At 51.8% G+C, this 12,071-nt stretch carries 8 protein-coding genes, 1 tRNA gene and 1 pseudogene; 9 read left to right on the forward strand and 1 reads right to left on the reverse strand.

What is annotated here, in order from left to right; all coding sequences use genetic code 11:
• Positions 1-554 precede the first annotated feature (554 nt).
• The 6 genes and pseudogenes from fdnG to selB all read left to right on the forward strand — a co-directional run.
• Entirely contained in the window at positions 555-3,569 is a 3,015-nt protein-coding gene (gene fdnG / locus CF168_RS00545; RefSeq protein WP_157705907.1) for a formate dehydrogenase-N subunit alpha, read from the forward strand.
• 2 nt (positions 3,570-3,571) lie between these two features.
• Complete coding sequence (gene fdxH / locus CF168_RS00550; protein WP_023265886.1) at positions 3,572-4,486, forward strand: formate dehydrogenase subunit beta; 915 nt, start codon at positions 3,572-3,574, stop codon at positions 4,484-4,486.
• On the forward strand, positions 4,483-5,124 hold the full coding sequence (locus tag CF168_RS00555) for a formate dehydrogenase subunit gamma (RefSeq protein ID WP_011620938.1): 642 nt from the start codon (positions 4,483-4,485) through the stop codon (positions 5,122-5,124). Before fdxH ends, CF168_RS00555 begins: the two co-directional genes overlap by 4 nt.
• Positions 5,124-6,032 (forward strand): formate dehydrogenase accessory protein FdhE, encoded by a 909-nt coding sequence (fdhE, locus tag CF168_RS00560; RefSeq protein ID WP_089066641.1) that lies wholly within the window; start codon positions 5,124-5,126, stop codon positions 6,030-6,032. The genes CF168_RS00555 and fdhE overlap by 1 nt, the downstream gene beginning before the upstream one ends.
• 57 nt (positions 6,033-6,089) lie before the next feature.
• Positions 6,090-7,511: an L-seryl-tRNA(Sec) selenium transferase gene (selA, locus tag CF168_RS00565; protein ID WP_089066642.1), complete on the forward strand. Its 1,422-nt coding sequence runs from the start codon at positions 6,090-6,092 to the stop codon at positions 7,509-7,511.
• A gap of 2 nt (positions 7,512-7,513) precedes the next feature.
• A pseudogene (gene selB / locus CF168_RS22705) lies at positions 7,514-9,307 on the forward strand (selenocysteine-specific translation elongation factor); the annotation flags it as partial.
• Positions 9,308-9,400: 93 nt separating this feature from the next.
• Here selB and CF168_RS22270 read toward each other — a convergent pair.
• Positions 9,401-9,495, reverse strand: a tRNA-Sec gene (locus CF168_RS22270).
• Positions 9,496-9,636: 141 nt separating this feature from the next.
• Here CF168_RS22270 and fdhD point away from each other — a divergent pair.
• The 3 genes from fdhD (at position 9,637) to yedF (ending at position 12,046) form a co-directional block, all read left to right on the forward strand.
• On the forward strand, positions 9,637-10,473 hold the full coding sequence (gene fdhD / locus CF168_RS00575; protein WP_011624738.1) for a formate dehydrogenase accessory sulfurtransferase FdhD: 837 nt from the start codon (positions 9,637-9,639) through the stop codon (positions 10,471-10,473).
• 125 nt (positions 10,474-10,598) lie between these two features.
• Positions 10,599-11,813: a selenium metabolism membrane protein YedE/FdhT gene (gene yedE / locus CF168_RS00580; protein WP_011620943.1), complete on the forward strand. Its 1,215-nt coding sequence runs from the start codon at positions 10,599-10,601 to the stop codon at positions 11,811-11,813.
• On the forward strand, positions 11,813-12,046 hold the full coding sequence (yedF, locus tag CF168_RS00585; RefSeq protein ID WP_011070517.1) for a sulfurtransferase-like selenium metabolism protein YedF: 234 nt from the start codon (positions 11,813-11,815) through the stop codon (positions 12,044-12,046). Before yedE ends, yedF begins: the two co-directional genes overlap by 1 nt.
• The last annotated feature ends 25 nt before the right edge of the window (positions 12,047-12,071 follow it).

The raw sequence follows: 12,071 nt of genomic DNA on the forward strand, positions 1-12,071 counted from the left end.
CGACCAATAAAGTGAAAGGCATAGCGATTTGCTATGCCTTTTGTCTATCCTATGCGGCGATTTCGCTGTTTTTGCACTTTGTACTTTAGGTGTGTTTAACACCGCAGGATGAGTGCTTTTTTATCCAATCTTTACATTGTCAGCTTTGATGGCTGTCTATCCATCCAAAACCGGTAAATATGAGGTGTTTTTAACCATCTCTTATTTCATTTCGGCTTTAAATTCACACTCTATATAACCTTAATATGTCATTGTGAGACAAAATGCCCATTAAGTGGTGGACAAAATGTCTTTTGGTGTTTTTTGGATTTGTATCTTTATTTGTGTCGTTTCGCTGAAATTAAACTCTGAAAATATCAATTTAAAATCTATTTTTTGGTGGTTTGTTTTGTAGCTGGTGAATTGAGATCTCGATCTCATGTCATTATTTGTTATCTATTTTCACTTTAAGGATAATCTTAGATTAAGTGGGGGCTTTATTGACTCACTCAAACGATTGCAGCGTTACCACTGCAATTACCAAACTCATAACGACAAAAGTGTGAGAGAACGCTATGAACAGACGCCAGTTTTTTAAACTGTGTGCGGCCGGAGCGGCAACCTCAGCGATTTCAGCGCTGGGATTGATGTCCGAAAAGGCCTATGCAGCAGTGCGAGAGTTTAAGCTGATCGGAGCCAAAGAAACCCGTAACAACTGTCCGTATTGCTCGGTCGGTTGTGGCCTGCTGATGTACAGCCAAGGCAGTGGGGGCAAAAACTCTGAGCATGCTATTTTCCATATCGAGGGTGATGCCGATCATCCAGTAAACCGAGGTGCATTGTGCTCTAAAGGTGCGGGCCTTGTGGATTATGTTAACAGTCCACACCGCTTACAGTACCCAGAATATCGCGCCCCCGGCAGCAATAAGTGGGAACGGATCAGCTGGCATGATGCCTTTAAACGTATTGCTCGTTTAATGAAAGATGACCGTGATGCGAACCTGATTGAGAAAAACGCCGATGGCGTAACGGTTAACCGTTGGTTAACTACAGGGATGATGACCTCATCCGGTATGGCCAATGAAAGTGGCTTAGCGACACAAAAATTTGCGCGCGCTTTAGGCCTAGTGGCTATCGATACTATTGCACGTAACTGACACTCCCCAACGGTAGCAAGTCTTGCTCCAACATTTGGGCGCGGTGCCATGACCAACCACTGGATCGATATTAAAAATTCTAACGTAGTGATTATTATGGGCGGTAATGCCGCAGAAGCTCACCCTGTCGGATTCGGCTGGGTTACAGAAGCTATGCAGCATAACAATGCTAAGTTGATTGTGGTTGACCCACGTTTCAACCGCAGTGCGTCATTGGCAGATCACTATGCCCCAATCCGCTCAGGAACTGACATAGCATTCCTTCTGGGTGTGATTCGCTATTTGATTTCGACCAATCAAGTTAACTTCGATTATGTGAAAGCCTATACCAACGCCAGTTATCTGGTGCGGGATGATTTTGACTTCCATGACGGCCTATTCTCAGGCTTTGATGAAGCAAAAGGCGAGTACAACAAAGAATCCTGGTTCTACCAACTCGACGAAGACGGCTATGCCAAAGTGGATGAAACACTTGAGCACCCGCGTTGTGTGTGGAACTTACTCAAACAACACGTAGAACGTTATGATTTTGCAACGGTAAGTAATATCACTGGTACGCCAACAGCGGACTACCAAGTGGTATGTGACGCCATTGCGAGCACTCATACTAAAGATCGTGTGGCAACCTTTATGTATGCATTGGGCTGGACCCACCATAGTAAAGGTGCGCAGAACATCCGTTCTATGGCGATGATCCAGTTATTACTGGGCAACATTGGTCAGTTAGGCGGTGGTGTTAACGCATTGCGCGGTCACGCCAACGTTCAAGGTTCAACCGACATGGGGCTACTGGCCCAAAGTTTACCCGGTTACCTTAAACTGCCAAACGATAAAGAACCGACCTTAGCGGCTCACTTGGCGGCGAACACGCCTAAGCCATTGCGCCCAGGTCAAACCAACTACTGGCAAAACTATCCGAAGTTTTATGTGTCCCTGCTTAAAGCCTTCTGGGGTGAAAACGCGACGCCTGAAAACGAGTTCGGTTATCAGTGGTTACCTAAGTGGGATCAGATGTATGACTTCGGTAAGCATCTGGACATGATGTACCGTGGCAAAGTGAACGGTTGCATCGTGCAAGGGGTTAACGCCATTAACTCCATGCCTAACCGTAACAAGAACATCAAGGCGCTGAGTAACCTTAAGTACTTAGTCGTGCTTGATAACTTGTCATCGGAAACCGCCACCTTCTGGCAAAACGAACCCGGTTTTAACGAGGTCGATACCGCCAGTATTCAAACCGAAGTCTTCCGCCTACCTGCGACTGTGTTCGCAGAGGAAGAAGGTTCGATCGTTAACTCTGGCCGCTGGATGCAATGGCACTATAAAGGCGCTAATCCTCCAGGCGAAGCGATGTCGGACTCTGAGATTGTCTCTGGTCTGCTGCAGGAGCTAAAACACCTCTATCGCGAAGAGGGTGGCAAACTGCCAGAGCCCATTGAAGCGATTAACTGGAACTATATCGATCCGCACAACCCAAGCTCTATCGAACTGACGAAAGAGTTGAATGGTTACGATGTTGCGACCAAGCGTCAGATCAGCAGCTTTGCTGAACTGAAGGCCGATGGCAGTACCGCGAGTGCCTGTTGGATTTACGCGGGTTCTTGGACCGAAGCCGGTAACCAAATGGCTCGCCGCGACAACCATGACCCATCGGGTAAAGGTATTACGCCGGGCTGGGCCTTCGCATGGCCGCTTAACCGCCGCGTCCTCTACAACCGTGCCTCTTGTGATGTGAACGGTAAACCTTGGGATGAGCACCGTAAGATTGTCGAGTGGAAAGACGGCAAGTGGGAAGGGATAGACGTGCCCGACTTCAATGCCAAGTTGAATCCACAGGAAAGTGCGCATCCTTTCATTATGCAGGCTGACGGCGTGGGTCGTTTCTTCGCGCTCAAACTGCTGAAAGAAGGACCGTTCCCAGAGCATTACGAGCCGGTCGAATCGCCCATCGGCACCAACCCACTGCATCCCAATGTGGTGCACAGCCCTGTGCTGCGTTGGTTCGAAGGGGTGAAAGACACCATAGGTACTAAAGAGGAATACCCATACGCCTGTACCACTTACTCACTCACAGAACACTTTAACTTCTGGACGACACACTGCCGTTTAGCGGCGATTGCCATGCCAGAGACCTTTGTGGAAATGAATGAGCAATTGGCAGCAGAAAAAGGCATTAAGAATGGCGATTGGGTGAAAGTGAGCTCGAAACGTGGCCACATTCTCACCAAAGCCTTAGTGACTAAGCGTATGCGCCCATTGCAGGTCAATGGTCAAACGGTACACACACTCGGTATCCCACGTCACGGCAGCCATAACGCGCTAACACGTAAGGCCTATAGCTGTAACGTCCTTACCACTGAGATGGGTGATGCCAACACGGGTGTGCCTGAGTACAAAGCGTTCCTCGTGAATGTTGAAAAGGCGGAGGTCTGATAATGGCGACTCAAGATATCATTCAACGTTCCGGCACTTCGCAAGCGACTCCGCCTGCCCAGGCGAGAGTCGGTGGCGTGAAGCAAATTGCGAAGCTGTTTGACGCGACTAAGTGTAATGGTTGTAAAGCCTGTCAGGTCGCTTGTTCCGAATGGAATGACCTGCGTGAAGAGGTGGGTTCGTTCCAAGGGACTTATCAAAACCCAGCATCTCTGTCCCCAGAGTGCTGGACCCTGATGAAGTACAACGAGATCGAAGACCAAGGCAAATTACGTTGGCAGTTTACCCACAGTGCTTGTATGCACTGTGCGGATCCCGCCTGCTTAAAGGCCTGTTCTACCTCTGGCGCGATTGTTCAACATGCCAATGGCACTGTGGATTTCGATTCGGACAAATGTATTGGCTGTGGTTATTGTGCCAGTGCCTGTCCATTCGATATCCCGAAGATCAGCGCCGTCGACAACAAAGCCTACAAGTGCACTATGTGCTCTGACCGCTTGGCTGTTGGGCTTGAGCCTTCCTGCGTGAAGTCTTGTACCACAGGTGCGCTGCGTTTTGGCACGCGCGAAGACATGCTGTTCTCCGCCGAAAAGCGTGTTAACGAGCTGAAAGAACGTGGTTTTGCCAAGGCGGGACTCTACAACCCTGAGGGCGTAGGTGGCACAGGCATGCTGATGATATTGCACGATGTCACTCAGCCTGAAACCTACGAAATGCCAAAGGATCCGCAAATCCCATTGTCTGTCACCCTGTGGCAGGACTGGGTGAAACCACTGGGTACTGTCGGACTGCTTGCAACGGCGGCTGTGGCCTGCCTGCATAAGATCACCGTCGGTCGCAACATAGTGGAAGAGGACCAACCCGGCTATCAGCCGCCAGAGGACAAGGCGCAAGCGGAAGAGGAGGCCAAGAAATGAGCAAGCATAACAAGCAAGAAATGGTAGTGCGTCACAAACTGTTCGACCGCATCTGTCATTGGTTCATTGTGGCCGTGGGGCTAGTCACCTTTCTGACGGGCTTTTCCTTCTTCTATCCCTCCTTCCAATGGTTAGGCGCGATAGCGGGCACACCGCAATTGGCGAAGTTTATTCACCCAATTGCTGGCCTGATGATGTGTTTACCGCTGATGTTGATGTTGGTGCGTTATTACCACCACAACAAATGGGAAAAACACGATTTGGCTTGGATGCTCGCCATTAAGGACGTGATGTTCGAGAACGAGGACAAAATCCCGCCTATCGGCCATTACAACCCTGGTCAAAAAGTGCTGTTCCGTGCCTTTGTGCTGACTTCCATCACCTTAACCGTGACGGGATTCATCATGTGGCAACCCTACTTTGCACCTTACTTCTCGGCCACTGTGGTGGGCTGGGCGATCGTGCTACACGCCATTTGTGCCTTGATCATGTTGATGTTTGTGATGGTGCACTTTTGGATGGCGACCTGGGTGGAAGGTTCTATCACAGGCATGCTTTACGGCAAGGTCTCTAAGGCTTGGTGCCGTAAACATCATCCGCTGATGTTGGATGAACATTCGGACGTGGAGAAACATTAATGAGTCATACAGCCGAGATACCTATGGTCCCCGGCAGCGAATCGCCGCTGGAGCTTAAACCCTTAAAGGCGGTGGACCCTAAAACTGTGTATCACAGACGGGCGCAGCGTTTGTTGTCGTTGGCCAAGGACTCGCCGCTGGCCGACTACTTTGAGCTATGCCGCCGTGTGGTTGCGATTCAGGCCAGATTGGCGGCGGAGGCTGACTTCGGTCAGCTTCTCGCTTGGGGGAAAGATGAAGCGATTCCGCTTTCCCACTTGGGTTCAGAGGCAGATAGCTACTGGCAAGGACTGCTACAACAACTGTTAAGCGATCTGCTGCCGCAGGTGGATGAGGATATGGCGAGAGTGCTGCGGTTGTTGATGCAGCAATCTCCAGAGCAACTCACCTCCTGGGGCAGAGCATTGCGTCAGGGACATATGAGTGAAGTGCCCGCGCGCTTCAGTTTGTTTATCTGGGCGGCGATGGGGGTCTACTGGTCCCATTGGGCACCTATGGTGATTAAACGGATCGATCAACGCAAAGTCGTGCAGCAAAACCTATGCCCGATTTGCGGGTGTCATCCCGTGGCGAGCGTGATCGTCGACCAGCCGCGAGCGGGTCTGCGTTATCTGCATTGCAGTTTGTGCGAGAGCGAATGGCATTACATTCGCGCCCACTGCACTAGCTGTGGTCAGGATAAAGGGACGACGCTCTGGTCATTCGATGATGCCAAGGCGCAGGTGCGCATCGAGAGCTGCGACGAATGCCATGGTTACACCAAGATGCTGTTCGTCGAAAAGTCACCGCTGATGGATGTTGCGGCTGACGACTTAGCTACCCTGATGCTCGACAGTGAGCTAAATGCCAAGGGCTTTGGGGCGACTACGGTCAATCCATTGCTGCTGGCCCACGAAACTGAGCAATAACCAAAGTCGGGAAGGGCTCACCGAGTCCTTCCCCTTATATTTATCAAGATGATACAAATGATGACCCAAGTACCCGATACACCCCAAGCCCTGTACCGCGCGCTGCCGTCGATGGACAGTCTGCTCGCCGATGCGGCGTTAGCCCCTTTGCTGCAACGCTATGGTAAAGCAGCAGTAAAAGCGGCGCTGGATAGCCAGTTACGCACGGCGCGTGAGCTGATTGCCCAGGAGCGGCGCTTGCCCGCTTGGTGTGCTAACCCGGCGTTATTGAACGGATATTTGGTTGATCAATTGTCTAAGGACTATAGCCATAGTCTTAAGCCCGTGTGGAACCTCACGGGAACCATACTGCATACCAATCTTGGTCGCGCCCAGCAGTCTGAGGCGGCCATTCGTGCCGTGACCTCTGTGATGCGTTATCCCACGCCGCTGGAATTTGAATTAGCCGCCGGTGAGCGCGGCCATCGGGATAATGCCATTAGTGGGTTAATCCAGCGCCTAACAGGAGCTGAAGCCTGCTGTGTGGTGAATAATAACGCCGCCGCTGTGCTGCTGATGTTGTCGGCGGTCGCGGCGGGCAAAGAAGTGATTGTCTCCCGCGGTGAGCTGGTGGAAATCGGCGGCGCCTTTCGCATTCCAGACATTATGCGCCAAGCGGGTTGCACTTTAGTGGAAGTCGGCAGCACTAATCGTACTCACCTCAAAGACTATGAGCAGGCGATAACCGAAAATACCGCCGCCATTATGAAGGTGCACACCAGCAACTACCATATCAGTGGTTTTACCGCCTCGGTGGATGAGGCCAGATTAGGCCAACTCTGCCGCGAGCGTGGGGTCGCGCTGATCTCGGATCTTGGCAGTGGTTCACTCACCGACTTACGCCGTTTTGGCCTAAAACAAGAGCCGACGCCCCAAGCCATGTTGGCGGATGGGGTCGATCTGGTCAGCTTTTCTGGCGATAAACTCCTCGGCGGCCCGCAATCGGGTTTGATTGTCGGTAAACAGGCGCTCATTAATAAGCTTCAAAGTCATCCGCTAAAGCGTGCATTGCGTTGCGATAAGCTGATTCTCGCGGCGCTCGAGGCGACGCTGATCCATTATTTGAACCCCGAAACCTTGGATCGGGAACTGCCGATTATGGCTAAGTTTGCCCGCAGCCAAGCAGAGTTACGCCAAATCGGTGAGCGCCTGCAGCGCGCCTTAGCGCCGCTGTTTGCCCCGAGCTATGGCATCGAGTTAGTGGAGTGCCAAACTCAAGTCGGTAGCGGCTCGCAGCCCGATACCTTTTTGCCCTCAATCGCCCTGTGCTTTAACGCGCAAGCGGGTGGCAGTCTCACGCTGCTCGAGCAGCATTTTAAGCAGGCGCAGCGGCCTGTGATTGGCCGAATGACCCAAGATCAACTTCGCCTCGACTTGCGCGGTATCGATGATGAGGCCGAATTATTGGCCGAACTCAGCACTTTAGGTGTGCAGCTATGATTATGGTCACCGCGGGCCACGTCGACCACGGCAAGAGCACGCTGATCCGTGCCTTGACGGGGATGAACACCGACAGGCTCCCCGAAGAAAAACGCCGTGGCATGACTATCGATCTCGGCTACGCCTTTATGCCACTGCGAGATGGCACTCGTTTAGCCTTTATCGATGTGCCCGGCCATGAAAAATTCATCAATAACATGCTGGTGGGCGTGAGTCATGTGCGCCACGCGCTGCTGGTGTTGGCCTGTGACGACGGCGTGATGCCGCAAACCCGCGAGCATCTGCAAATCCTTGCGCTTTTACCGCTCAATAGTTTGACCTTAGTGCTGACCAAGCGGGATTTGGTCGATGACCAAACCGCCGCCAAGTTGACCCTAGAAGGGATGGCGCTGCTTGCCGAATACGGTATCGAGGCCTGTGGCGTATTTGAGGTCTGCGCTAATGATGCAGGCGATGCGGGGGTAGAAACCCTTAAACAACATATTTTAGAGATCGCCGAGCAGCAATGGACCCAAGCGGAAGATGCCAGTAGCTTTAGGATGACGCTAGATCGCGCCTTTAGCGTTAAAGGCGCCGGCTGTGTGGTCACTGGCACTGTGATTAGCGGCAGTGTGTGTATCGGCGATAGCCTCTACAGCTCTGGGCAAAAAGCAAAATTACGGGTGCGCGGCATTCACTGCCAAGGGATGGAAGTCCATCGAGCACTCAGTGGCACTCGGGTCGCGTTGAATCTTACCGGTGTTGATAACCATAGGGCGCCCGCCCGCGGTGACTGGTTAAGCAGCCTGCCTCAGGCTGAGCTGTGCGCCAGACCCGTAGTGCAAATTCGCAGTTTTGAACCCTTAACCCATTGGCAAAATGTGCATTGTCACCACGGCGCCGACCATACCCTGGGTCGAGTGTCACTACTCGATGAAGCCGATGAGCAGGGGCATTATCTGGCCGAAATAGTGCTCGATAAGCCGCTGCTGCTATGTCAGGACGACCCGATAGTGCTCAGGCATATTGGCGGTAAGCAAACCCTGGGTGCAGGGCGAGTGCTGGCATTAAAAGTCCCCAATCGTAAGAAGCGTACGCCGGAGCGTGTCAGTAAGCTGCAACAGCTGGCCAAGCTCCCCAATCCGGTGAATGTGCTGGCGCTACTCGGCCAGAGTGAGGCGCTCAGTATTGATGAAATCCGTTGGCGTTGGCAGCTAACAGATGAAGGGCTGGCCGCCATGCTGGCGCAGGCGGGGCTGACTCGCCTCGGCGCCTATGGACTATCTACCCAGCTACTTGAGCAAGAAAAACAGCAGTTTATCGAGCTGTTACGTGAGTATCACCAACAGCATCCCGACCAACTAGGGCTGGGGCGTAATCGTCTGCAACGCATGAGCCACAGCATATTACCCAACGAGCTGGCCAATAAAGTGCTCGATAGCCTCTGCCAAGACGGTCAGATGGTGCTGCGCGGCGCCTTGCTGCAGTTGGCGGATCACAGAATTGTCCTCGATAGCGAGGCGCAGCGGTGTTGGCAACGCTTGGCCCCTTGGTTGGCGCTACAAACCTCGCCCGTGTGGGTAACTGAGATGGGGGAATATCTCGCACTCGAGCCCGCCAAACTCAGATTGCTGTGTTTTCAACTGGTGCAACAGGGCTTTATTACCGCCGTGGTGAAGGACAGATATCTGCTGAGTGAGCAGTTGTGCCATTACGCCAATCTGGTGCGTGAACATGTGGAAACCCACGGCAAGCTCGAAACCGCAGAGTTTAAGGATCTGATTGGCCTAGGTCGTAAGGTCAGTATTCAGCTGTTGGAGTTTTTTGACCGCAGTGGTTTTACCCGTAGGAAGTATCGCAGTAACAGTCGGGAGATCCGGGATGGGGAACTGTTTTATTCCCATGAGAATTGGCGGAAGAACATAGGAGTCGAACCTACCCAGGACTGCTGGCAGCCCTACCCGGATTTGAAATCCGGACGCCTCACCGGAGACGACGTTCTTCCATTCGAAGACAGACCGATAGTAGAAAATGCTTAAACCTGAATCAAGCGCATTCGTATTTCGTTAGTCGCTTTGTGACTTGAGTCGAACTTTACTGGCAAACCAATTGTTTTTATTTGAATTAATGAGTTTAGAGGGTCGCTATGGAATATCATTCACACGCCGTGGTTACTGAAAGAAAGGTGACCCTTTTAGAGCAGGGACAGGCCTCCGAGTTAACCGATTATGTGGCTAACGAGGTACGAGTGGCGCTGGTGTATAACGGCATCGCCCACACTGTGATGCTCGCCAGCCCAGAAAATCTCGAAGAGTTCGCCATTGGCTTTACCTTGTCGGAGCGGATTGTTTCCCATGTGAATGAAATCAAAGGGGTGGATCTGGAGTTCACCCCCGAAGGCGTGCTCATTCAGGTGGAGATCACCCAAAGATGCTTTATGGAACTCAAGCAGCAGCGGCGCAATATGGCGGGGCGCACGGGCTGTGGACTCTGTGGTGTAGCGCAGCTAGAAGAGGCGGTTAAACCCGTTATCCGCGTCGACTCGGACGCCAGATTTAATATCGATCATCTGCAGCTTGCCCTTGAGCAGATCAAAGAGAATCAACATCACTTTAAGCTCACGGGTGCAACCCACGCCGCCATGGGTTTAGACGAGGAAGGACAAATCATCGCCGCCTTTGAGGACATAGGGCGGCACATTGCACTGGATAAATTAATCGGTGGATTTTCAATGCGTAAGGCAGAGCGACCTGTCGCCGTGTTGCTCACCAGCCGCGCCAGTTTTGAAATGGTGCAAAAGGCCGCCAGTGCCAATATCCAAATTCTGTTTGCTATGTCCGCCGTGACTTCACTGGCGTTGGAATTAGCAGAGAAAAGCAACATCACGCTTATCGGTTTTTGCCGTAATGGCAGAGCCACGCTCTACACCCATAGTTATCGACTGTTGGGGATAAATCGTGGCTGTTTAGCGAAAGCCATCTAAAGCGTGTCGCCACACAATTAAGATTCTTTAGCACCTTATTTTTAAGGGATTGTGCCTTGCTTGTGTGGCAACAGGTATAAGCCTTGTGCTTATTTTTTTATAGTCTCGTTCATTAGGGTAATGACATGACATGGCAACAATTTAAACAACAATATTTAGTCCGTTTTTGGGCTCCTATGCCTGCGGTTATCGCCGCTGGTATCCTTTCTACTTACTATTTTGGGTTAACTGGCACGTTTTGGGCGGTCACGGGTGAATTTACGCGCTGGGGCGGGCACTTACTGCAACTGGTAGGGGCAAATCCTGAAACTTGGGGTTATTTCAAAGTGATAGGTTTGCAGGGCTCGCCCTTAGACCGTATCGACGGCATGATGATCATCGGTATGTTTGGTGGTTGTATTGCGGCGGCGCTGTGGGCGAATAACGTTAAGCTGCGTATGCCACAGAGCCGTATCCGCATCGCTCAGGCACTTATCGGCGGCATTATTGCGGGCTTTGGTGCGCGTTTGGCGATGGGCTGTAACTTAGCGGCCTTCTTTACCGGGATCCCACAGTTTTCCTTACACGCATGGTTTTTTGCTCTCGCGACGGCGGCGGGCTCTTACTTTGGCGCGCGTTTTACCCTACTGCCCATGTTCCGCATTCCAGTGAAATTGAAGAAAGTCGATAAGGCGACGTCGGTTAAACAGGATGAAAACCAAGCCAGACGGCGGTTTCGTATCGGCATGTTAGTGTTTGCGGCCATTATCGGCTGGGGATTACTGACTATGTTCAACGCGCCTAAACTGGGTATCGCCATGCTCTGCGGCGTCGGTTTCGGCCTGTTGATTGAGCGGGCACAAATCTGCTTTACCTCGGCATTTCGCGATATGTGGATCACCGGACGCACCCATATGGCCAAGGCGATTATTCTCGGTATGGCGGTGAGTGCCATCGGGATTTATAGCTATGTGCAATTAGGTGTGCCGCCGAAAATTATGTGGGCTGGCCCGAATGCGGTGATTGGTGGTCTGCTGTTTGGCTTTGGCATTGTGCTGGCAGGTGGTTGTGAGACGGGTTGGATGTATCGCGCCGTCGAAGGCCAAGTGCATTTCTGGTGGGTTGGTTTAGGTAACGTGCTGGGTTCAACCCTGCTGGCCTATTACTGGGATGATTTAGCTCAGCCATTAGCCACAAGTTGGGACAAGGTTAACTTGCTCTCAAGCTTTGGCGATAAGGGCGGTTTATTGCTGACCTATCTGCTGCTGGCGCTGTCGTTTGCGGCCATGTTGCTGTGGGAAAAACGTTTCTTTGCCCGTAAGGCGAAGCGGGATGAACAACTGATCGCGGAGGCGGCGTAATGAGTCAATATATTCCAGATTATCAACTCGATATGGTGGGCGAGCCTTGCCCTTATCCTGCCGTGGCAACCCTTGAGGCCATGCCAACACTGAAACCGGGGGAGATATTAGAAGTGATCAGTGACTGCCCACAATCAATCAATAACATTCCACTCGATGCCAAGAATCATGGCTATAAAGTGCTAGAAATTGAGCAAAACGGGCCAACGATTCGTTATCTTATCCAGCGCTAATTGAACCATTCGAGGCCATCACGGC

Source organism: Shewanella bicestrii (assembly GCF_002216875.1).
Lineage (GTDB): Bacteria > Pseudomonadota > Gammaproteobacteria > Enterobacterales > Shewanellaceae > Shewanella > Shewanella seohaensis.